At 59.8% G+C, this 20573-nt stretch carries 21 protein-coding genes; 13 read left to right on the top strand and 8 right to left on the bottom strand.

Annotated elements, in window-relative coordinates; genetic code table 11:
• Positions 1-142 precede the first annotated feature (142 nt).
• Positions 143-775, top strand: a complete 633-nt coding sequence (gene emhR, locus JFU37_RS06205) for an efflux system transcriptional repressor EmhR (RefSeq protein ID WP_201114098.1) — start codon at positions 143-145, stop codon at positions 773-775.
• Positions 776-1096: 321 nt separating this feature from the next.
• Here the strand turns inward: emhR and JFU37_RS06200 are convergent, their stop codons facing one another.
• From JFU37_RS06200 to JFU37_RS06190, 3 genes are read right to left on the bottom strand one after another with little or no spacing between them, the layout of a single operon-like run.
• The gene (locus tag JFU37_RS06200; protein WP_201114090.1) at positions 1097-2146 is read right to left on the bottom strand and encodes an alkene reductase; all 1050 of its coding nucleotides are present in this window, start codon (positions 2144-2146) and stop codon (positions 1097-1099) included.
• A 20-nt stretch (positions 2147-2166) separates the two neighbouring features.
• Positions 2167-3333 (bottom strand): MFS transporter, encoded by a 1167-nt coding sequence (locus tag JFU37_RS06195; RefSeq protein ID WP_201114088.1) that lies wholly within the window; start codon positions 3331-3333, stop codon positions 2167-2169.
• Between the two features lie 34 nt (positions 3334-3367).
• Positions 3368-3670 carry an ArsR/SmtB family transcription factor gene (locus JFU37_RS06190; RefSeq protein ID WP_201114080.1) on the bottom strand — a complete coding sequence of 101 codons (303 nt, stop codon included), beginning with the start codon at positions 3668-3670 and terminating at the stop codon, positions 3368-3370.
• Between the two features lie 171 nt (positions 3671-3841).
• Between JFU37_RS06190 and JFU37_RS06185 the strand changes: the two genes are divergently transcribed.
• A complete protein-coding gene (locus tag JFU37_RS06185) occupies positions 3842-4420 on the top strand; it encodes an acyl carrier protein phosphodiesterase (protein WP_201114078.1) in 579 nt (192 codons plus the stop codon).
• A 127-nt stretch (positions 4421-4547) separates the two neighbouring features.
• Here the strand turns inward: JFU37_RS06185 and JFU37_RS06180 are convergent, their stop codons facing one another.
• Positions 4548-5339 (bottom strand): lysophospholipid acyltransferase family protein, encoded by a 792-nt coding sequence (locus JFU37_RS06180; RefSeq protein WP_201114070.1) that lies wholly within the window; start codon positions 5337-5339, stop codon positions 4548-4550.
• Positions 5339-6094, bottom strand: coding sequence for an L-ornithine N(alpha)-acyltransferase (gene olsB / locus JFU37_RS06175; protein ID WP_201114068.1), 756 nt, complete (start codon positions 6092-6094; stop codon positions 5339-5341). The genes JFU37_RS06180 and olsB overlap by 1 nt, the downstream gene beginning before the upstream one ends.
• A 154-nt stretch (positions 6095-6248) precedes the next feature.
• Between olsB and JFU37_RS06170 the strand changes: the two genes are divergently transcribed.
• From JFU37_RS06170 to JFU37_RS06150, 5 genes are all read left to right on the top strand, one after another.
• Positions 6249-7130, top strand: coding sequence for an acyl-CoA dehydrogenase family protein (locus tag JFU37_RS06170; protein WP_201114066.1), 882 nt, complete (start codon positions 6249-6251; stop codon positions 7128-7130).
• A gap of 163 nt (positions 7131-7293) precedes the next feature.
• Positions 7294-8388 carry a serine hydrolase domain-containing protein gene (locus JFU37_RS06165; RefSeq protein WP_201114064.1) on the top strand — a complete coding sequence of 365 codons (1095 nt, stop codon included), beginning with the start codon at positions 7294-7296 and terminating at the stop codon, positions 8386-8388.
• A complete protein-coding gene (locus JFU37_RS06160; protein WP_201114062.1) occupies positions 8385-8714 on the top strand; it encodes an amidase in 330 nt (109 codons plus the stop codon). The genes JFU37_RS06165 and JFU37_RS06160 overlap by 4 nt, the downstream gene beginning before the upstream one ends.
• Before the next feature lie 137 nt (positions 8715-8851).
• Positions 8852-9442: a YceI family protein gene (locus JFU37_RS06155; protein ID WP_201114061.1), complete on the top strand. Its 591-nt coding sequence runs from the start codon at positions 8852-8854 to the stop codon at positions 9440-9442.
• 1 nt (position 9443) lies between these two features.
• The gene (locus JFU37_RS06150) at positions 9444-10601 is read left to right on the top strand and encodes a phospholipase D-like domain-containing protein (RefSeq protein WP_201114059.1); all 1158 of its coding nucleotides are present in this window, start codon (positions 9444-9446) and stop codon (positions 10599-10601) included.
• Positions 10602-10697: 96 nt separating this feature from the next.
• Here JFU37_RS06150 and bglX read toward each other — a convergent pair whose 3' ends face one another.
• A complete protein-coding gene (bglX, locus tag JFU37_RS06145) occupies positions 10698-12989 on the bottom strand; it encodes a beta-glucosidase BglX (RefSeq protein WP_201114057.1) in 2292 nt (763 codons plus the stop codon).
• A gap of 239 nt (positions 12990-13228) precedes the next feature.
• Here bglX and JFU37_RS06140 point away from each other — a divergent pair, with 239 nt between their 5' ends.
• The 4 genes from JFU37_RS06140 to JFU37_RS06125 all read left to right on the top strand — a co-directional run bounded on the left by JFU37_RS06140 (position 13229) and on the right by JFU37_RS06125 (position 16870).
• Positions 13229-13837, top strand: coding sequence for a LemA family protein (locus JFU37_RS06140; RefSeq protein ID WP_201114055.1), 609 nt, complete (start codon positions 13229-13231; stop codon positions 13835-13837).
• Positions 13838-14029: 192 nt separating this feature from the next.
• Positions 14030-14779, top strand: coding sequence for a TPM domain-containing protein (locus JFU37_RS06135; RefSeq protein ID WP_201114053.1), 750 nt, complete (start codon positions 14030-14032; stop codon positions 14777-14779).
• Positions 14780-14822: 43 nt separating this feature from the next.
• A complete protein-coding gene (locus tag JFU37_RS06130; protein WP_201114045.1) occupies positions 14823-15440 on the top strand; it encodes a TPM domain-containing protein in 618 nt (205 codons plus the stop codon).
• Positions 15441-15652: 212 nt separating this feature from the next.
• A complete protein-coding gene (locus JFU37_RS06125) occupies positions 15653-16870 on the top strand; it encodes a class I SAM-dependent methyltransferase (protein WP_201114037.1) in 1218 nt (405 codons plus the stop codon).
• A gap of 89 nt (positions 16871-16959) precedes the next feature.
• Here the strand turns inward: JFU37_RS06125 and JFU37_RS06120 are convergent, their stop codons facing one another.
• Positions 16960-17850 (bottom strand): DMT family transporter, encoded by an 891-nt coding sequence (locus tag JFU37_RS06120; RefSeq protein ID WP_201114035.1) that lies wholly within the window; start codon positions 17848-17850, stop codon positions 16960-16962.
• Positions 17851-18254: 404 nt separating this feature from the next.
• On the opposite strand from JFU37_RS06120, the gene JFU37_RS06115 reads away from it, so the two are divergent.
• Together JFU37_RS06115 and JFU37_RS06110 are read left to right on the top strand one after the other, a co-directional pair.
• Positions 18255-18836 (top strand): DJ-1/PfpI family protein, encoded by a 582-nt coding sequence (locus JFU37_RS06115; protein WP_201114033.1) that lies wholly within the window; start codon positions 18255-18257, stop codon positions 18834-18836.
• 14 nt (positions 18837-18850) lie between these two features.
• Positions 18851-19156, top strand: coding sequence for a ribbon-helix-helix domain-containing protein (locus JFU37_RS06110; protein WP_201114032.1), 306 nt, complete (start codon positions 18851-18853; stop codon positions 19154-19156).
• Between the two features lie 136 nt (positions 19157-19292).
• On the opposite strand, the gene JFU37_RS06105 is transcribed toward JFU37_RS06110, so the two are convergent.
• The gene (locus JFU37_RS06105) at positions 19293-20306 is read right to left on the bottom strand and encodes an AraC family transcriptional regulator (protein ID WP_201114030.1); all 1014 of its coding nucleotides are present in this window, start codon (positions 20304-20306) and stop codon (positions 19293-19295) included.
• Between the last annotated feature and the right edge of the window lie 267 nt (positions 20307-20573).

The raw sequence follows: 20573 nt of genomic DNA, 5'->3' as shown, positions 1-20573 counted from the left end.
TTGACCACGTATCCACATCGTTACAGACGCCGTTCGAAGGTTCGAATTGTAGGCCGGGGACGATACCCAAGAGCGCTCGCCCCACTTTTATTCAGCGGATATTCAGACATCGCTGAAGCATCCTGATTGAGGTTTTACTGCCATGGTCCGTCGTACCAAAGAGGAAGCTCAAGAAACCCGTAGCCAGATACTCGAAGCGGCAGAAAAGGCCTTTTTTGAACGGGGCGTAGCGCGCACGACACTGGCGGACATCGCGACCCTGGCTGGCGTCACTCGCGGGGCGATCTACTGGCATTTCAGCAACAAGGCGGACCTGGTACAGGCCATGCTCGATACGTTGCACGAGCCGCTGGAAGAAATGGCCAGGGCCAGTGAAAGCGAAGCAGAGCTCGATCCACTGGGCTGCATGCGCAAGCTGCTGATTCATTTGTTTCATCAAGTTGCCCTGGACCCGAAAACACGACGCATCAATGAGATTTTTTTCCATAAATGCGAATTCACCGATGAAATGTGCGATCTGCGCCAGCAGCGTGTGGTGGCCAGCCTCGACTGCAATGTGCGGATCGGCCTGGCCCTGCGTAATGCAGTGAATCGGGGGCAATTGCCGGAAAACCTCGACACGGAGCGCGCGGCCATCAGCCTGCATGCTTACATCGATGGCATCTTGTATCAGTGGCTGCTGGTTCCCGACAGTTTTCACCTGCACATCGAAGCAGAGCGTTGGGTTGATACAGGGTTGGATATGCTGCGCTTGAGCCCCAGTCTGCGCAAATGAAACAAAATGCGTAATCGGCTTTGCGTGTGTCATCCGTCGGAGCCATAAATGAACAGTTCTTCACCGGCTCCACGGCATTGGGGTGCTTTTATATACGCACATTCGCCCGGTTGACAGGCGGCAGCCTCATTATTTTGTAGGAATTTTGTGTCGCCCCTGTAGGAGCTGCCGAAGGCTGCGATCTTTTGATCTTCAGCTGCTGCGGTATCGCCAGATCAAGATCAAAAGATCGCAGCCTGCGGCAGCTCCTACAGTGCCAAATCGCGATATTCAGGTATAAAAAAGCCGCGTTCGTACGCGGCTTTTTTACGTGGTTGAAAATTACATCATCGGATAATCGATGTAACCAACCGGGCCCTTGGCATAAAACAATTCCGGACGCGCCTCATTCAGCGGTGCATCGGCCTTCAACCGTGCAGGCAAGTCCGGGTTGGCAATGAACGGCACGCCGAAGGCGACCGCATCGGCCTTGCCGCTGGCTAGCCAGGCATTGGCGCTGTCCTTGGTGAAACGCTCGTTGATGATGTAGGGGCCGCCGAACGCGTCCTTCATTTGAGGACCGAGGCTGTCGCCAGCTTCTCTCTCGCGAGAGCAGATGAACGCGATGCCACGTTTGCCCAGCTCGCGAGCGACATAGGTAAAGGTCTCGGACAGGTTGTCGTCGCCCATGTCATGGAGATCGGCACGCGGTGACAGGTGCACACCCACGCGGCCCGCGCCCCAGACTTCGATCGCTGCATCGGTCACTTCCAGCAACAGGCGCGCACGGTTTTCCAGGGAGCCACCGTAGTGGTCGGTGCGCTGGTTGGTGCTGCTTTGCAGGAACTGGTCGAGCAGGTAACCGTTGGCACCGTGGATTTCCACACCGTCGAAACCGGCTGCCTTGGCGTTCTCGGCACCGGTGCGGTACGCGTCGACGATGTCGGCGATTTCAGCGGTTTCCAGAGCACGCGGGGTGGGGAAGTCGGCCAGTGGGCGAACCAGGCTGACATGACCTTCCGGCTGAATGGCGCTCGGTGCGACCGGCGCTTCACCGCCCAGATACGACCCGTGGGAAATACGCCCGACGTGCCACAGTTGCAGGAAAATCTTACCGCCCGCGCCGTGGATCGCTTTGGTCACATTGGCCCAGCCACGCACCTGATCGTTGGACCAGATGCCCGGGGTGTCCGGGTAGCCGACGCCCATTGGCGTGACCGAAGTGGCCTCGCTGAGGATCAGGCCGGCCGAGGCGCGTTGTACGTAGTACTCGGCCATCAGCGCGTTCGGCACACGGCCTTCGTCGGCGCGGCAGCGGGTCAGCGGCGCCATGATGATGCGGTTGGCCAACTCGAGGTCGCCCAGTTTGATCGGATCGAAAATAGTCGTCATGAAGTACAACCCTCGTGAGGTTAGTGAGTAGCAGGGGCCAGTTCGGGGTTGCCGCTCTGGCGGAAAGTAATCAGGGTGATCAGCAAGGCGAGTACCGCCAGTACGGCGGCCGCGAGAGGCACGCGGGTCAGGCCGAAGCCGTGGGCGATGACGCTTCCGCCGACCCAGGCGCCCAGTGCGTTGCCGATGTTGAATGCGCCGATGTTCAGGGTCGACACCAGGTTCGGTGCAGCCTTGCCGAAGGTCACCACGTTCACTTGCAGGGCAGGCACGGCGGCAAAGCACGCGGTGGCCCAGAGGAACAGGGTGATTTCGGTTGGAATCAGCGCGACGCTGGTCCAGGTCAGCACGGTGGAAATCACCGCCATCGAAATGAAGACGCCGATCAACGTCGCGGCCATGCCTTTGTCAGCCAGTTTGCCGCCGATGATATTGCCGACCGTCAGGCCCAGGCCGATGAGCATCAAGGTCCAGGTCACACCACGAGGCGAGACACCGGTGACTTCGCCCAGCAACGGCGCGACATAAGTGAACAGGGTGAACACCGAGGCCGCGAACAGGGCGGTCATGCTCAGGGACAGCCAGATCCCGGCCCCTTTGAGCGCAGCCAGTTCGGCGCGCATGTCGAGTTTCTCTTCATCGCGCTTGGCCGGCAGGAAGCGGATCAGGCCGATCAGCGCAATCACGCCGATCACGGTGACCGCCCAGAAAGTCGAACGCCAGCCGGCTTCCTGACCGAGTGCAGTGCCCAACGGCACGCCGAGGACATTGGCCAGGGTCAGGCCGGTGAACATCAGGGCCACGGCCGAAGCGCGTTTGTTAGCCGGTACCAGGCCTGCTGCCACCACCGAACCGATGCCGAAGAACGCACCGTGGCAGAGGGCGGTCACCACACGGGCAAACATCAGCACGTTGTAGTCAGTGGCCAGTGCGCAGAGCAGATTGCCGATGATGAAAATCCCCATCAACGCTACCAAAGCGGCCTTACGCGGCAGTCGGGCGGTGGCCAGTGCCATGAAAGGCGCACCGATAGCCACGCCCAGGGCGTAACCGGTCACCAGCCAGCCGGCGCCGGGAATCGACACACCGAGGTCGGCCGCCACGTCCGGCAGCAAGCCCATGATGACGAACTCGGTGGTGCCGATGGCGAAGGCGCTCAAGGCCAGAATGAGGAGCGAGAGGGGCATTATTGATTCCTTGTCGGCTGACTGACGTAAAGGGTCAGAGCTCTTTGCTGAAGGTGCGGAGGAACGCCTGGATGGTTTCCTCGTTGCGTTTGAAAAAGTGCCATTGGCCGACTTTGCGGCTGCTGATCAGGCCGGCGCGCTGCAGGGTGGCCAGATGCGCAGACACGGTGGACTGCGACAAACCGCAACGTTGATCAATTTGCCCGGCGCAGACGCCGTGCTCGTTGCTGTGGGACTGGTCGGGGAATTCGACGGTCGGGTCTTTGAGCCAGTGCAGGATTTCTCGCCGTACTGGGTGTGCCAGGGCTTTTATTATTTCGTCGAGGTCGAGGTTCATGGCTTAGGGCTCGTGATGAGTAAAACGCTATATCGCGATGCAGCGAACTTTAAATCGGTATTTCGCGATATTCCAATATGATTTTGCTCTGAGGACCGCGTAAATCGGTATATCGGGTTATAACGATATGGTGGGTGTAACGATACAAGGGTGCAGTGCTAAGCTGCGCCCATGAACTATCTCGCTCATCTTCACCTCGGTGGCCAGCGCCCCGGTCAATTGCTCGGCAGTCTTTACGGCGATTTCGTCAAAGGGCGGCTGCAAGGGCAGTTTGATCCGGAGATTGAAGCGGCCATCCAGCTGCATCGCAGCATCGACGTATTCACCGATCGCCACCCGTTGGTGGACGTGGCGCTGTCGCGGTTCTCCCTGACCCGCCGGCGTTACGCCGGGATCGTGCTCGACGTGTTTTTCGATCACTGCCTGGCGCGGGACTGGAAACTGTACGCCGAACAACCGCTGGAGCTGTTCACCTCGCACGTGTACCGCGTGCTGACCCGCGAACCGCAACTGCCGGAACGCTTGGCGCGCATCGCGCCGCATATGGTGGCCAACGACTGGTTGGGTTCTTATCGGGAATTCGAGGTGCTGGAGCAGGTGTTGCGAGGGATTTCTCGTCGGTTGACCCGACCCGAAGAACTGGCGGCAGCGATGCAGGAGTTGCGAGTGTTGTATGAACCGTTGAGCGAGGACTTCAGGTTGTTCTATCCACAGCTTCAACAATTTGTGCGCAACCATCCAGCAAGATAAATCCCTTGTGGGAGCGGGCTTGCTCGCGAAAGCGGTGTGCCAGTCGACATCAATGGTGGATGACAGACCGCTTTCGCGAGCAAGCCCGCTCCCACACGGGGATGTGTTTCTTCGGGGGGATGTGTGTTTAGGCCGCGATAGCGGGGCGCATCGGGGCTTGCTGTGTTGCTGGAATCGCCCCAAACAACGCCTTCTGTACCGCCTGCTGCGCTTCGAACGCCAGCGCCGCGCGCTCCCGACCTTCGCAAGCAATCGGCTTGAGCAGATGAATCTCCACTTCACCCCGATCGTTCGCGAACAAGCGCATCAAGTGCGACAGCAAATCATCATCGCCAACAAACGGTGCCAGTGAATCAAGCTCACCGTCACGCAAGTAACGAATCGCTACCGGCTGCAGCTTCACTTCCGAATCGATCGCCGCGGACAGCAAGCGCCCATGAAAGGTGCGCAACGAACGGCCGTCGGTGGTGGTGCCTTCCGGGAACATCAGCAGTGGATGCGCTTGCTCCAGATGACGGGTCATCTGTTTGCGGATCAACTGGCTGTCGCCCGAGCCCCGACGGATAAACAGGCTGCCGGCCTTGGCCGCCAACCAGCCCGCTACAGGCCAGGTGCGCACTTCGGCCTTGGACAGGAATGACAATGGCGTCAGCATGCCCAGCAGCGGGATGTCGGTCCAGGACACGTGGTTGCTGACCCACAGCATTGGCGCCTTCGGTAATTCACCGTGCACCGTCACGCGAAAGGGCAGGGCGTTGCTCAACCGCGCCATGAAGAATCGCGACCAGCGCTGGCGGCGAACCATCGAATGAGCAATCCCTAAACGTTCGAACAGCCCGAACACACTGGCCATGCTCAAACCCAGCGTCACTACGCCAAGCACTCGCGCGATCCGCGCGTACACCCGCAACCGACTCATTACACAGCCGCCTTGAAGTGTTTGGCGTAACGCGGGCAAAGCTCGTCGCGCTTGAGCAGGATGAACACGTCGGCGACCTGGAAATCCTCATCCCAGCATGGCTCGCCGCAGATTTTCGCACCCAGGCGCATGTAGGCCTTGAGCAGCGGTGGCATTTCGGCGATGACGTTGGACGGGATGTCCAAAACAGGCAGCGGCTTTTTCGGCTCGGCGCGCAGGTGTTCGGTGCACAGATAACGTTCGCGCAAACGCTGCATGATCGCGTGAGCCTGAATGCCGCCGTCCTGCATCGGAATACTCGCGCAACCCATCAAATAGCTGTAGCCGCCCTGGTTCAGCACTTCCGCCAGTTCACCCCAGAGCACGGCAATGGTACCGCCGTTGCGGTAGGCCGGGTCGACGCAGGTGCGGCCGATTTCGAGGATCGGGCCTTGCAGATGGACCAGCCCGTGCAGGCTGAATTCCTCTTCACTGTAAAACTTGCCCAGGCTGCTGGCCGCCGTGTGATCGAGCAAACGAGTGGTCGCCACCAGACGCCCGGTATTCAAGTCGCGCACACCGATGTGGGCGCAGTGAACGTCATAGTCATCCATGTCCAGACCCAGTTCAGCACCCTTGAGCTTGGCGTTGAATTCGCCGCTGAACACGTTGAAGCGCAGGGCCTGGGCTTCCTGCAAGGCCACGGCGCCCACCAGGCGTTCGGCTTGCAGGCGGCGTTCATTGCCGGTGTCGCTGATGCGGGCGATCTGAGTCATTGGGAATCTCCGTGCGGGCTGTTCCCCTGTCTTGGGTTGCAGCCGATCGACTTTCTTTATGCAGCCGTGTTGTGCAAAGTCAGGCTATGTAGCCCCGGTGTCATCGCCATGAAGCTTTGGTGATGCTTCTATGACAGCCCACAAGGAGCCTCTTATGCCCTGGCAAACCCTGTTGCACCGCCGTGATCGCTTGCCTGCCAATGCGGACTTGGGCGAAGGTTTTTCGATCTTGTTGCACCAATTGGGTAGCGTTACGCCGTTCGAACTGGCGGTAGCGGGTGGCCGGTTGATGGCGACACCGGGGCTGGCGTTTCTGGTGGGTTATCAGGCCGCATTGCGCATGCTCTGGCCGAGCGCGCCCCTGAGTCTCGGCGCGTTGTGTGCGACTGAGCAACGCAGCCTGCGGGTGGCAGACATGCAAACCCGTCTCAGCGATTTGCGCGTCAGCGGGCGCAAGGATTTCGTCACCGCTGGCGATGCCGCCGACTGGTTGCTGATTGCTGCTCGCAGTGAAGAACCTGGCGAGACGCCGCGCTTGAGTCTGGCGGTGGTCTATCCCGATGAGCCGGGCGTGCGCCTGGAAAAACTGCCTGCGATCCCGTTGATGCCGGACATCAGCCACGGCCGACTGTTTCTCGACAACGCGCTATGTGAATTGCTGGCGGGGGATGGTTGGGACGCTTACGTCAAACCGTTCCGCACGCTGGAAGACATCTATGTGCTGAGCGCCATGACGGCCTGGCTGTATGGGGTCGCTCAGGACAGTGACTGGCCGCAAACCTTGCAACTGCGATTGCTGGCGCTGCTGGCCGGGTGTGCAGAAGTCAGTCGGCAAGCGCCGAATAATTCGGCCGGCCATGTGTTGCTGGGCGGGTTGTTTGCACAGTTCGATGGGCTCAAGGCTGAGGTGGATCAGGCATTGGCCGATGGCCCGCCGCATTGGGCGGCGATGTGGCGCAGGGATCAGGCGGTGATGGATTTGGCGGCGGGAGCCAGAGGCAAGCGGTTGGCCAAAGCCTTGAACAGTTCACTGTAGGAGCTGCCGCAGGCTGCGATCTTTTGATCTTTATCTTGATCTTCCGCGGCTCCGAAAAAGATAAAGATCAAAAGATCGCAGCCTGCGGCAGCTCCTACAGGGACAGTGAGAGTGTCATTTAACTGGGCTAGGCTCAGCAGGTTCACAACTTCGAGCCCCTGCCATGTTCAAAGGCTTGTCCCTGATGTTGATGCTGCTGCTCAGCCTCACAGCCCAAGCCGAACAATGGCCTGCCGAACAATGGTCGGCCGGTCCGACGATCACCGGGCCCGCACTCGACGCCTTGGAGGCCTACGCCTTCCCTCCTCGCGACGACACCACGCGCCAAGGCATCCGCACCGATGCCTTGCTGGTGATCCGCGACGGCCAATTGATCTACGAGCGCTACGCCGCGCCAACCACCGCCAACACACCGCACCTGACCTGGTCGATCAGCAAAAGCCTCATGGCCACGGTCCTCGGCGTGGCCTATGGCGAAGGCCTGTTCACACTCAAAGACCCGGTGCTGAAGTTTTATCCAGCGCTTGAAAAACACCCGACGATAACAATGGCCGATCTGCTGCATTGGGCTTCGGGCCTGGACTGGCAGGAAGACTACGAATACGCACCGTTGAAGTCCTCGGTGGTCGCGATGCTCTACACCCGCGGTCACCCCGACATGGCCGCGTTCACCGCCGATCACGGCGAGTACGCCGCCCCCGGTCAGGCGTTTCGCTATTCCAGTGGCGACAGCAATCTGCTGTCCGCCGCGCTGAAAAACATCGTCGGCCCGGCACGTTATCCGGACTATCCATGGGCTGCGTTGTTCGAACCGTTAGGGATTCGCCACGCCGTCTGGGAAACCGACGCCACAGGCACCTTTGTCGCTTCGTCCTATGCCTACCTCACCGCTCGGGATCTGGCCCGCGTCGGTCTGTTGATGTTGCGCGACGGTCGTTGGGGCGAACGCCAATTGCTTCCCAAAGACTGGGTCGCCTTCAATCGCGAACCCTTTGCCCACTATCAAAAGAATCAGGACGATGCGGTGCCCGGCGGACAGTGGTGGCTCAATCGCGCGGTGGATGGCGCGGCACAACCCTGGCCCGAAGCCCCCGCCGATACCTTCGCCGCGCTGGGCCATTGGGGGCAGGCGATGTACGTAATCCCCAGCCAAAACCTGGTGATCGTCCGCTACGGCGATGACCGTGACGGCCGCTACCAACACAACGAATTGCTCAAGCTCGCGCTCAAGGCATTTGCCGTGAAGGTACAGCCATGAACCGTCGCCCTTTCATTCGTCGCCGACCAATCAGCACGTTGCTATTGATCCTGCTGATGCTCTTGCTCGGCTGGGTCTGGCAGGAGCGAGTGGCGCTGTGGGCGTTCCCGGACATCATCAGCGCCTACACCGCCAAGGAATATTGTTCGTGCCGCTACGTGATGAACAACGACGCCGAGTATTGCCACAGCTATGTGAAGCAATGGCTGCCCACCCGCGGTTTCACCGATGATCCCGCCAGCAAGCGCGTCACCGCCAGCGGCATGGGCCGCAGCAATAGCGCCGCTTGGGTCGGCGAACGGCAGGGATGTCGGTTGATGCCGTGAAAAGATCGCAGCCTGCGGCAGCTCCTACACCAATCTCTGTAGGAGCTGCCGCAGGCTGCGATCTTTTGATCTTCAAGGTTTGCAACACGCCCACGGGCGGTTAAGGTTCGCTCAGGTTTTTCTGCCCGCGAGTCTCTATGTTCAACCGCTCTGTCTTCAAAACCCTGGCCTTCGTGCTGCTGGCCAGCGCCACGCTGCCGGCACACGCCAATTGGTACCTGGACGGAGAGTCTTCGCGGCTGTCGTTTATCAGCACCCAAAACGCCAACGTTTCCGAAGTGCAGCGCTTTCTGGTGCTGCATGGCAAGGTCGATCCCAAGGGCCTGGCCGAAGTGGAGGTTGAGCTGGACTCGGTGAACAGCGGCATCCCGTTGCGTGACGAGCGCATGCGCAAGGACCTGTTCGAGATCCAGACCTTTCCCGACGCCTTGATCACCGCGCAGATCGATTTGCGGCCGATCAAAGACCTCGCTCCTGGTGCGCAACTGGAGTTGCGTTTGCCGCTGACCGTCAACCTCCATGGCAAACAACACGACTACAACGCCGAACTGTTAGCGACCCGTCTCGATGACCGGCGCTTCCAGGTGGTGACCCTCGAGCCGCTGGTGATCAACGCTGCGGATTTCGATCTGGCCCCCGGCCTGGAACGTTTGCGCAACGTCGCCGGTTTGTCGGCGATCAGTTTGTCAGTGCCGGTGGGTGCGGTACTGATATTCACGGCGCGCTGACATGGCCGGCGCAATTTTTCCCTGGCGTGAAGGCAACAGCTTCGAACTGCTGATCGACGGCCCGCAGTTCTTCCCTCGCATGTTGGTCGCGATTGCCCGCGCCGAAGAGCAGGTCGAACTGGAGCTGTACCTGGTGGAGGCCGGTGCGTGCGCCGAGGCCATGGTTCAGGCGCTGGTCCAGGCGGCCGAGCGTGGTGTGCGTGTGCGTTGCCTGTTCGATGATTACGGCAGCCTCGCGTTTACCCTGACCCTGCGTCAGCGTCTGATGGCGGCCGGCGTAGAGCTGCGTTTCTACAATCGCCTGAGCTGGCGGCGCTGGGTGGGTAACTTTTACCGCGATCACCGCAAGCTGTTGCTGGTGGACCAGCGCCTGGCGGTGGTCGGCGGCACCGGGGTCACCGATGAGTTCTGGACGCCGGGCGAAGACACCAGCGAATGGCACGAAGTCATGGTGGAAATCACCGGCCCGCTGGTCATCGACTGGCAGTTGCTGTTTGACCGCCAATGGATCGCCAACCGTCATCGACGCGCCTGGAAACCGGCTTCGCATTTCGGCTTGCCGCGGCTGCCGCGCGTGCCGTCCATGGGCGAAGGCATGGGCCGGGTCGCCTATGCGGACGCCCGTCAGCACCGGGACATTCTGCAATCGCTGATTCGTGCGTTGAACAGTGGGCAGCGGCGAATCTGGCTGGCAACCCCGTATTTCCTGCCGACGTGGAAAGTCCGCCGTTCACTACGACGGGCAGCCGGCCGTGGCGTCGATGTGCGCCTGCTGCTGACCGGGCCACGCACCGATCACCCGTCGGTGCGCTACGCCGGGCATCGCTATTACCCGCGATTGCTCAAGGCAGGGGTCAAGATCTTTGAATACCAGCCGTGTTTCCTGCACCTGAAAATGGTGTTGATCGATGATTGGGTGAGCATTGGCTCGTGCAACTTTGATCACTGGAATCTGCGCTTCAACCTGGAGGCCAATCTCGAAGCGTTTGACCCCGGGTTGACCCGGGCGGTGGCGGCGAGTTTTGAAAAGGACTTTGGCTTGAGTCAGGAGGTGAGCCTGGAGGCCTGGCAACGCCGGCCGCTGTGGCGACGGGTGAAGCAACGGATGTGGGGATGGGTGGATCGGCTGGTGGTGAATCTGCTGGATCGACGGGGGTAGGGCAAGATCAAAAGATCGCAGCCTTCGGCAGCTCCTACATTGGAATGCGTTCCCCTGTAGGAGCTGCCGAAGGCTGCGATCTTTTGCTTTTAACGGTTACAGCAACTCAAAGCTCTGCTGCGTCACGTCCTCTGAATCCAGGCCGATCTGTACATTGAACTTGCCCGGTTCCGCTGCGTACTTGAGCTGGGCGTTGAAGAACTTCAGGTCATCCTCGGTGATGGTGAAGTGCACGACTTTCTGTTCGCCGGCCTTGAGCATGACTTTCTGGAAGTTCTTCAGTTCCTTGATCGGACGAATCATCGAACCGGTCACGTCCTGGATGTACAGCTGCACCACGGTTTCGCCGTCACGCTTGCCGGTGTTCTTCACCATGACGCTGGCGTCGAGCTTGCCGGTCTTATTCAGCGTGGTCGACGACAGGGCCACGTCGGTCAGGCTGAAATCGGTGTAGCTCAAACCAAAGCCAAACGGGAACAGCGGCCCGGTGGTGTCATCAAAATACTGCGAGGTGTAATTGCCCGGTTTGCCCGGCGTGAACGGCCGGCCGATGCTCAGGTGGTTGTAGTAGGTCGGAATCTGACCTACCGAGCGCGGAATGGTGATCGGCAGTTTGCCCGACGGGTTGTAGTCGCCGAACAGCACGTCAGCAATGGCGTTGCCGCCTTCGGTGCCGCTGAACCAGGTTTCCAGAATCGCGTCAGCCTGTTCTTTCTCTTCGAGAATCGACAGCGGACGACCGTTCATCAACACCAGCACCAGCGGTTTGCCGGTGGCTTTCAAGGCCTTGATCAAGTCGCGCTGGTTGGCCGGGATGTTCAGGTCGGTGCGGCTCGACGATTCGTGGGACATGCCACGGGACTCGCCCACCGCCGCCACTACCACATCGGCGTCTTTGGCGGCTTTCACCGCTTCATCGATCAACACTTGGGCCGAACGCGGATCGTCCACCACTTCCGGGGCGTCGAAGTTGAGGAAGTTCAGGTAATCGAGGACTTTCTTGTCGCTGGTGATGTTGGCGCCACGGGCGTAGATCAGCGTCGATTGTGCGCCCAGTGCGTTGGTCATGCCGTCAAACAGGGTCACCGATTGCGCAGGTTTGCCGGCGGCTGCCCAACTGCCCATCATGTCGATCGGCGCCTTGGCCAGCGGACCGACCAGGGCGATTTTCGCGGTTTTCTTCAGCGGCAGGGTTTCGCCCCGGTTCTTCAGCAACACCAGGCTGCGGCGCGCAACGTCACGCGCCTCGGTACGGTGCAGACGGCTGTCGGCGTAGGTGTCGGCCGGATCATCTTCAGCCTTGCCAATGCGCAGGTACGGGTCTTTGAACAGGCCCATGTCGTACTTGGCGGCCAGTACTTCACGTACGGCGTTGTCGATGTCGCTTTGCTCGATCTCGCCGGCCTTCAGCAGCCCTGGCAGCTCTTTGCCGTAGAGGGAGTCGTTCATGCTCATGTCGATGCCGGCCTTGATTGCCAGCTTCGCGGCTTCGCGACCGTCGGCGGCAACGCCGTGTTTGATCAGCTCGAAAATCGCCCCGTGGTCGCTGACGGCGAGGCCTTTGAAGCCCCATTCCTTGCGCAACAGGTCCTTCATCAGCCAGGTGTTGGCGGTGGCCGGCACGCCGTTGATCGAGTTCAGCGCAACCATTACCCCGCCGGCACCCGCGTCGATGGCGGCGCGGTAGGGGGGCAGGTAGTCCTGGTACATTTTGACCGGGCTCATGTCGACCACGTTGTAGTCGCGACCCCCTTCGACCGCGCCATACAAGGCAAAGTGTTTGACGCTGGCCATGATGCTGTCGGCCGCATTCGCGCCGCTGCCCTGGAAGGCCTTGACCATCACGCCGGCGATGCGCGAAACCAGATAGGTGTCTTCGCCGAAACCCTCGGACGTGCGACCCCAGCGTGGATCGCGGGAGATGTCGACCATCGGCGCGAAGGTGAGGTCGAGGCTGTCTGACGCCGCTTCCTTGGCCGCGATGCGTCCGGACAGGCCGATGGCGTCCATGTCCCAGCTCGAGGCCAGGGCCAGCGGGATCGGGAAAATGGTCCGGTGGCCGTGGATCACGTCATAGGCGAAGAACATCGGGATCTTCAACCGGCTGCGCATGGCCGCGTCCTGCATCGGACGGTTTTCGGGGCGCGTGATCGAGTTGAACGTGCCACCGATGTTGCCCGCGGCGATTTCCTTGCGGATCAGCTCCCGAGGCATTTCCGGGCCGATGCTGATCAGCCGTAGCTGGCCGATTTTTTCATCGAGGGTCATCTGCTTCATCAGGTTGCTGATGAAGGCGTCCTTGTTCTCCAAAGGTGCGGGCGTCGTGGCGGCCAATACGTTATGACTGGCCAGGCTGACGAACAGGCCCAGCAAACACAGCTTCTTCATGAATAGTTATCTCAAAAGCCTAAGCGGCGGTGAATGCGCGCCGGTCAGCCAAAATTTAGGGAGCGACTATTGTTGTTCAGGTAAATGCAGGCACACTTGCGCAGTGTTTTAGCGCTGGGGGCATCTTTTAGCCCATTGGCTCGATGCAATCCAGTGGCGGCGGCAGATTATGCCCCAAGAGGCCGGTCAGGGGGCTGCTGGTTGTTTTTCAACGGAATGTACACGGGAGCGTCAACCAGATGAATGTACGACACCACTATCGGTCGAGCCTGCACGTCGCAGCCTTGATGTTGCTGACCACGCTGTTGGCCGGTTGCGGCATCAACACGATCCCGACACTGGACGAGCAGGCCAAGGCGGCCTGGGGCCAGGTGCAGAACCAGTACCAGCGCCGCGCCGACCTGATTCCCAACCTGGTGGAAACCGTCAAGGGCTACGCCAAGCACGAAGAGGAAACCCTGACCGCGGTCATCGAAGCCCGGGCCAAGGCCACGTCGATCCAGGTGGATGCCAAGACCCTGGATAACCCGGAAAAGCTCAAACAGTATCAGCAGGCCCAGGATCAGCTGACCGGTGCCTTGAGCCGTTTGATGGTGGTGTCCGAGCGTTACCCGGACCTCAAGGCCAACCAGAACTTCCTGGCGTTGCAATCGCAACTTGAAGGCACCGAGAACCGCATCGCCGTGGCGCGCCGCGACTACATTCTTGCCGCGCAGAAGTACAACACCGAAATCCGTACCTTTCCGGGGCGCCTGTGGCACAGCGTGATGTACAGCGATTTGCCGATTCGCGAAACCTTCGAGGCGACAACGCCGGATGCTGATAAAGCACCGCAAGTGAAGTTTTGACGGATTTGAATTAACACCACGAATAAACATGGCTTCACATCACTTGATGGCGGGTGAACAAACCCTGTAGGAGCTGCCGAAGGCTGCGATCTTTTGATGTTGCTTTTAAGATCAAGATCAAAAGATCGCAGCCTTCGGCAGCTCCTACAGGGGTTGAGAGATGTTGATGCGGGTGCACGGAAGAGGTTGCCAATGCGCGTGTTGAAAATGGGCCTGGTGCTGATGCTCTGGGTGTTTGCCCTGACGGCCCAGGCCGGGTTGAAATTCCCGGAACTGACCGGACGGGTGGTGGATAACGCCCAGATGATCGAGCCAGCGGTGCGCGAGCAGCTGACGCAACAACTTCAGGCCCATGAAAAAGCCACCGGCGAGCAGTTGGTGGTGGTCACGTTGCCGGACTTGCAGGGCACCGACATCGCGGACTTTGGTTATCAACTGGGACGCTACTGGGGCATCGGCCAGAAGGACAAAAACAACGGCGCGCTGCTGATCGTGGCGCGTGACGATCGTAAGCTGCGGATTGAAGTCGGTTATGGCCTGGAAGATCGCCTGACCGATGCGCAGAGTTCGGTGATCATCAATCAGGTGATCACCCCGGCGTTCAAAACCGGCAACTTCAGCAAGGGCATCAGCGACGGGGTCGCGGCGATGCTTGTGGTGTTGGGCGGCAATCCGCTGGATGAGCCGTCGACCGTCTATCAATCGCGGGGCGATGAAAACGGGGACTTCATTTCGCGGCATCCGAGTGTATTTGTGTTTCTGGTGATGCTGTTCATCTTGACGATTTTCGTCTGCCAGATGCTCGGAATCCTGCCCAGTGGCGGCGGCGGAGGCCGCTCGGGAGGTGGATTTGGCGGCGGCGGTTTTGGTGGCGGCGGAGGCGGGGGCTTCAGCGGCGGCGGTGGCGGTTTCGGGGGCGGCGGTTCGTCGGGCGGCTGGTGATGACACTTCAGTTAATAACAATAACGAACAGGCATTCGTAAACATGGCATTACTCACTGAACACGAACAACGCAAAGTCGCCGAGGCCATTGCCCGGGTCGAACGCGACACCGACGCGGAATTGGTGACCGTGCTCGCGGCCCGCGCCGACGACTATGCCTATATCCCGCTGCTCTGGGCCAGTTTGCTGGCACTGGTGGTGCCGGGTGTCGTGCATTACCTGACGGGCTGGCTAACCCTGCACAGCTTGCTGCTGGTGCAATGGGCCAGCTTCATCGTGCTGTGCCTGGTGTTGCGTATTCCCAAAGTCACCACGTACCTGATTCCGCGCTCGGTGCGTCACTGGCGCGCCTCGAACCTGGCACGTCGGCAGTTCCTGGAGCAAAACCTGCACCACACGGTGGGCAGCACCGGGATGCTGATTTTTGTCTGCGAGGCCGAGCGCTATGTGGAAATTCTGGTGGATGAAGGGATTTCCAAACGGCTGGACAACAAGAATTGGGACGGGATTGTTGCGGCGTTCACGCAACAGGTGAAGCAGGGGCAGACACTGCAGGGGTTTGTCACCTGTGTCGAAGCGTGCGGCGAGTTGCTCAAAGTGCATGTGCCGGTGACGCATGTGCGCAATGAATTGCCAAATCGGTTGGTGGTGCTGGGCTGAGCTTACTCATTCCTTGTAGGAGCGAGCTTGCTCGCGAAGGATGCCGAATCACCGCGCTTATCCAGAGAGCCCGCGTCATCGTTAGCGACCATCGCGAGCGAGCTCGCTCCTACAGATCGCGCCGTTCGGTAAATAACTGCGTGTCCTGAGTGGCCATCCCCCCTAAAATACCCGCCATTCCCCGATTCGCTCCGCCCGAGGCCGTTTTTTCCATGTCTGTCACCGCCACTCCCGCCAGCCTCGCGCCGGATCATCACGCCCAGTTCATCGATCTGCTGCAAACCAGCCTCGACGCCAATGCGTTCATCAAACTGGTGCTGGCCAAGTACGTCGGCACCGAAGCCGAGTTGCAGCGGCTGATCATCAAGCAGCTGACGGTCAAGGATCAGCCTTGCCTGTCCTTTGTGTATCGCTACAAGACTCGCGATATCACCAAAAACCTGCCGATTGACGAGGGCGTGGCGACCATTGCCGCGTTGTTGCCCGCATCCTTCAAAAATGCGCATTTACTGTCGCTGACAGACGAAGCCCAGCTCGAATACAGCAAAAAGGGCAAGTCTTCGCTGTTCAAGAGCAAACCTCAGCAATTGCGTGAAGTACCGTCCACCGAACATAACCGCGAAAAAAACCGCTTCCTCGACCTGAGCCGGCCGTTCCTCGCCGACCTTGGCGTGACCAACAAGCAGCATGAGTTGATCCCGGCGATGTCGCGCAAGTGGAAGCAGATCAACAAATTCATCGAGGTCTTCAGCCATGCGCTGACCAGCTCCCCGCTGGCGCTGGACAAGCCGGTGCAGGTGGCGGATTTTGGTTCGGGCAAGGGTTACCTGACATTCGCGATCCACGACTACCTGCGAAATACCTTGAAGGCCGAAGGCGTGGTGACGGGTGTGGAGCTGCGTGAAGAAATGGTCAATCTGTGCAACACCGCGGCGGCAAAGCTTGAGCACCCGGGGCTGGTGTTCAAATGTGGTGACGTGCGCAGTGTGGCACCGAGCGAGCTGGACGTGATGATCGCGCTGCATGCCTGCGACATCGCCACCGACTATGCCATTCACACCGGCATCCGCTCCGGCGCCTCGATCATCATGTGCTCGCCGTGCTGCCACAAACAGATCCGCCTGCAAATCCAGAGCCCGGCGCTGCTCAAGCCGATGCTTCAGTACGGTCTGCATTTGGGCCAGCAGGCGGAAATGGTCACCGACAGTTTGCGTGCGTTGTTCCTCGAAGCCTGCGGTTATGAAACCAAGGTGTTCGAGTTCATCTCACTGGACCACACCAACAAGAACAAAATGATCCTGGCGGTCAAACGCGCCGAGCCGGTTGACCCGGCTCAGCTGTTGGTGAAGATTCAGGAGCTGAAGGATTTCTACCACATCAGCGAGCATTGCCTGGAAACCTTGCTGCGTTCTGACGGTTATCTGGGCTGATCCCGAAAAGATCGCAGCCTGCGGCAGCTCCTACATTGACCGCGTTCCTCTGTAGGAGCTGCCGCAGGCTGCGATCTTTTGATCTTGCTTCACGCCGTGGCAATGCGCGCGGGCTTGACTGCTGTCTTGCGCCCCAGCATCACCGTCACGATCACCCCGGCGGCAAACAGCCAGGTGATCGGCTCGATGTGTTCACCGAAGAACAGTGCCGAAAAGGCGATGGTGAAGAAAATCTGCAGTAACTGGATCTGGCTGACCCGGGCAATGCCACCCATGGCCAGCCCGGCGTACCAGGCGAAGAACCCTATGAACTGCGAGAACAGCGAGACATAACCAAACGCCCACCAGGTCTTGGCCGAAATCTCTCCTTGATGTTGCAGCGCCAGGTACGCCACCGGCCCGATCAGTAGCGGCGTCGACAGCACCAGGGCCCAACAGATCACCTGCCAGCCGCCCATCTCCTTGGCCAACCGTCCACCCTCGGCGTAACCCAGGCCACCCACGGCAATCGCGCCGAGCATCAGCAAATCACCCGCCTGAATACTGCCGGCCCCGCTGATCAGCGCATAACCGAGTACCAACGCACTGCCCAGTGCGGCGCAGGCCCAGAAGGCTTTTGAAGGTCGCTCATGGGACAGCCACGCAGCGTACAGCGCCACGCACAATGGTTGCAGGCCGTTGACCAGTGCACCGTGGGACGCCGGTAAGGTTTGCATCGCCCAGGCCGAGAGCACCGGGAACCCGAGGATCACCCCGGCAATCACCAGCGTCAGGCCTTTGATCTGTTTCCAGGTCGGCCATTTCTCCCGACGCCACAGCAACAGCAACGCCGCCGGAACCGCCGCGAACAACGCACGGCCCAGGCCGTTGAGCAGCGGATGGAGTTCCTGCACGACGATCCGCGTGAAGGGCAAGGTGAGGCTGAAAATAACAACGCCGAGCAGGCCCAGGGCCATACCGGTATTTTCGCGCGAGGACATGATGGCAACCAGAATCGAGGGTGGCGGGAAGAGCCTTTATATAGCCACAAACCTGGGGGCTGCCGCTGTTACAGCTAGGCGTAGAGTTATCCGTACAGTTGCGAGTAATGCTCGCAACGTAGGAGCTGCCGAAGGCTGCGATCTTTTTACCAGCCGCCCCACCAACCCCAATATGCTTCATTCCAAAGGTTCAAGATCAAGATCAAAAGATCGCAGCCTTCGGCAGCTCCTACAGGTGATCGGGTGATCGGGTGATCAGGTAATCAGGTGATCAGGTGATCAGGTAATCAGGTAATCAGGTAATCAGGTAATCAACGTAGTAGTCGGGTATTACCTGTCATGCAGATTAAGGACTACCTTGAATACTCCTGCAGGCCCACGTTTTTCCCAGAGGAGTCTTCCCCATGGCGGCTAAAAAAATTCTGATGTTGGTTGGCGATTACGTCGAAGACTACGAAGTGATGGTGCCGTTCCAGGCGCTGCTGATGGTTGGCCACACGGTGCACGCCGTTTGTCCGGACAAAAACGCCGGCCAGACCGTGCGCACAGCGATCCACGACTTTGAAGGCGACCAGACCTACAGTGAAAAACCCGGTCACTTGTTTGCCCTGAACTTCGACTTTTCCAAGGTCAAGTCCGCAGACTACGACGCGCTGCTGATCCCCGGCGGTCGTGCGCCGGAGTACCTGCGCCTGAACGAAAAAGTGCTGGAGCTGGTGCGCGCGTTCGACAAGGCCGGTAAGCCGATCGCCGCCGTGTGTCACGGTGCACAACTGTTGGCCGCGGCGGGGATTCTCGAAGGTCGCGAGTGCAGCGCTTACCCGGCCTGCGCCCCGGAAGTCCGGCTGGCCGGCGGGACGTTCATCGATATCCCGGTGACGGAAGGTCACGTTCAAGGCAATCTGGCCACTGCTCCGGCCTGGCCGGCGCACCCGAACTGGCTCGCGGGTTTCCTCGGGTTGCTGGGCACCAAAATCACGCTGTAACGAGGGACGTTCCCATGTGCGAGCTCTACGTCAAAGCCGATCCGATTCTCTACGAATCGCGCTCCCGCTCGCTGCGCATCTGCGGGGTGGTCACCACCCTGCGGCTGGAGAATCAGTTCTGGGACATCCTCAGCGAAATCGCCGAGGTCGATGGCATGACCACCAACCAGTTGATCGCCAAGCTGTATGAAGAGGTGATGGACTATCGCGGCGAGGTGGTGAATTTCGCCTCGTTTTTGCGGGTGAGTTGTATGCGGTACCTGAGTCAGCGGCGGGTGGCTGTGCCGGAATTGTCAGTGGTGCGTTCGGTGGTGAAGTAGGGCAAATCGCGTCGCCCTTTTCGCGAGCAGGTCGGATCGCCGCACCGTCGCTCCCACACTGGATTTATGTCACGCCAAAGATCCCTGTGGGAGCGAGCCTGCTCGCGAAGGGGCCAGTCAATTCACCACAAAAAACTCATTTCTCCTGGGCGCGATAAGCCCCCGGCGTCAATCCGGTCCACTTCTTGAACGCCCGGTGAAACGCCGAAGGCTCGGAAAATCCCAACGCCTCGGCAATCTGTTGCAACGACAGATCCGCCCGCCCCAAGTGATAAATCGCAATGTCCCGGCGTAACTGATCCTTCAGCTCCTGAAAACTTGAACCCTCTTCCCGCAGATGCCGGCGCAAGGTCTGCGGGCTGATGTGCAGGTGCGCGGCCACCGTTTCAAGATCCGGCCAGCGTGAACTGTCGCGGCTAAGCAGGCGGCGCAACTGGCTGCTCAGGCTATCGCCGTCATCCGGTCGCGCCAATAGGTCGGCGGGCGAGCGTTGGAGGAAATGCTTGAGGGTTCGCTCGTCCTGTAACAACGGCAGGTTCAGGTAGCGACTGTGAAACAGCAGGCTGCTCCGCGCCGTCGTGCTCTTTACTTCGGAAAATTCCATCGGGCAAGGGAACAGCAAATCGTATTCGGCGCCGTGCTCGGGTTTCGGGTAGCTGAAGGTGGCCTGTTCCAGACGAATTCGCTGGCCGATCAGCCAGCTGGCGAGGCGATGCCACACCATCAGCTGGCTTTCGGTGAGGAAATGGTCCGGGTCGCAAAACTGCGAATCGTAGAGGCTGAGGCGCACGCTTTCGCCTTCGCGGGTCAGGGTCAGACGCGGCCCCTCGGGGAATAGGCTATAAAACAATAAGCCGCGATTGAGCGCTTTATCCAGAGTGCGGCAGTGGATCAGGGCATGGCACATCATCGCGAAGCTGCCGGTTTTACTCGGGGCGGGCCCGAAACCGAGGAATTCGTCGTCGAGCGCCAGCCACAACCCCTGGATCAATCGGGTGAACAGCTCAGGCGCAATCCGCGCACGCGGCTCGTCCAGCCATTCGGGACTGATGCCGAGTTGTTGCAGCAGATTTGAATAGTCGTATCCCAGCCGGCGCGCGCCACCGAGGGCTGCACGGGCGAAATGACTGGCGATGGTGCGTTCGCGCATAGCGGGCAGGTCCGTCCATTGAAGGGCGGATAGTAGGCGTGGTGCCGGGTGATGAACAAGGCGGATATCCGCCAAATTGCAGGAGGTGATTGGGCGGATAGGCGGAAACCCGCCACTGTGCCGTAACCGGTCGGTGACAAGGAAAAAGCTGTAACCCTTGATGTCGAAAGGCTTGCAGGCAATTCGGCAAAGGTGGCACGGGCCTTGCGATACAACGAGCAGATGCTTGCCACGCGCAGCTCGAAAAACAAATCCCTCCAGTGCAGG

The organism is Pseudomonas sp. TH41 (genome assembly GCF_016650695.1).
In the GTDB taxonomy this organism is placed as follows: Bacteria; Pseudomonadota; Gammaproteobacteria; order Pseudomonadales; family Pseudomonadaceae; genus Aquipseudomonas.
This window is presented reverse-complemented; position numbering and strand designations above follow the sequence as displayed.

What these genes read in the sequence shown, in the direction of transcription:
- olsB (WP_201114068.1), bottom strand. Translation starts at nt 6,094, where the DNA reads ATGACTCAGATCGCCCGCATCAGCGACACCGGCAATGAACGCCGCCTG.
- JFU37_RS06130 (WP_201114045.1), top strand. Translation starts at nt 14,823, where the DNA reads ATGGCATTACTCACTGAACACGAACAACGCAAAGTCGCCGAGGCCATT.
- JFU37_RS06200 (WP_201114090.1), bottom strand. Translation starts at nt 2,146, where the DNA reads ATGACGACTATTTTCGATCCGATCAAACTGGGCGACCTCGAGTTGGCC.
- JFU37_RS06195 (WP_201114088.1), bottom strand. Translation starts at nt 3,333, where the DNA reads ATGCCCCTCTCGCTCCTCATTCTGGCCTTGAGCGCCTTCGCCATCGGC.
- bglX (WP_201114057.1), bottom strand. Translation starts at nt 12,989, where the DNA reads ATGAAGAAGCTGTGTTTGCTGGGCCTGTTCGTCAGCCTGGCCAGTCAT.
- JFU37_RS06180 (WP_201114070.1), bottom strand. Translation starts at nt 5,339, where the DNA reads ATGAGTCGGTTGCGGGTGTACGCGCGGATCGCGCGAGTGCTTGGCGTA.
- JFU37_RS06150 (WP_201114059.1), top strand. Translation starts at nt 9,444, where the DNA reads ATGGCCGGCGCAATTTTTCCCTGGCGTGAAGGCAACAGCTTCGAACTG.
- JFU37_RS06160 (WP_201114062.1), top strand. Translation starts at nt 8,385, where the DNA reads ATGAACCGTCGCCCTTTCATTCGTCGCCGACCAATCAGCACGTTGCTA.
- JFU37_RS06155 (WP_201114061.1), top strand. Translation starts at nt 8,852, where the DNA reads ATGTTCAACCGCTCTGTCTTCAAAACCCTGGCCTTCGTGCTGCTGGCC.
- JFU37_RS06125 (WP_201114037.1), top strand. Translation starts at nt 15,653, where the DNA reads ATGTCTGTCACCGCCACTCCCGCCAGCCTCGCGCCGGATCATCACGCC.
- JFU37_RS06140 (WP_201114055.1), top strand. Translation starts at nt 13,229, where the DNA reads ATGAATGTACGACACCACTATCGGTCGAGCCTGCACGTCGCAGCCTTG.
- JFU37_RS06170 (WP_201114066.1), top strand. Translation starts at nt 6,249, where the DNA reads ATGCCCTGGCAAACCCTGTTGCACCGCCGTGATCGCTTGCCTGCCAAT.
- JFU37_RS06165 (WP_201114064.1), top strand. Translation starts at nt 7,294, where the DNA reads ATGTTCAAAGGCTTGTCCCTGATGTTGATGCTGCTGCTCAGCCTCACA.
- JFU37_RS06110 (WP_201114032.1), top strand. Translation starts at nt 18,851, where the DNA reads ATGTGCGAGCTCTACGTCAAAGCCGATCCGATTCTCTACGAATCGCGC.
- JFU37_RS06135 (WP_201114053.1), top strand. Translation starts at nt 14,030, where the DNA reads ATGCGCGTGTTGAAAATGGGCCTGGTGCTGATGCTCTGGGTGTTTGCC.
- JFU37_RS06185 (WP_201114078.1), top strand. Translation starts at nt 3,842, where the DNA reads ATGAACTATCTCGCTCATCTTCACCTCGGTGGCCAGCGCCCCGGTCAA.
- emhR (WP_201114098.1), top strand. Translation starts at nt 143, where the DNA reads ATGGTCCGTCGTACCAAAGAGGAAGCTCAAGAAACCCGTAGCCAGATA.
- JFU37_RS06120 (WP_201114035.1), bottom strand. Translation starts at nt 17,850, where the DNA reads ATGTCCTCGCGCGAAAATACCGGTATGGCCCTGGGCCTGCTCGGCGTT.
- JFU37_RS06190 (WP_201114080.1), bottom strand. Translation starts at nt 3,670, where the DNA reads ATGAACCTCGACCTCGACGAAATAATAAAAGCCCTGGCACACCCAGTA.
- JFU37_RS06115 (WP_201114033.1), top strand. Translation starts at nt 18,255, where the DNA reads ATGGCGGCTAAAAAAATTCTGATGTTGGTTGGCGATTACGTCGAAGAC.
- JFU37_RS06105 (WP_201114030.1), bottom strand. Translation starts at nt 20,306, where the DNA reads ATGCGCGAACGCACCATCGCCAGTCATTTCGCCCGTGCAGCCCTCGGT.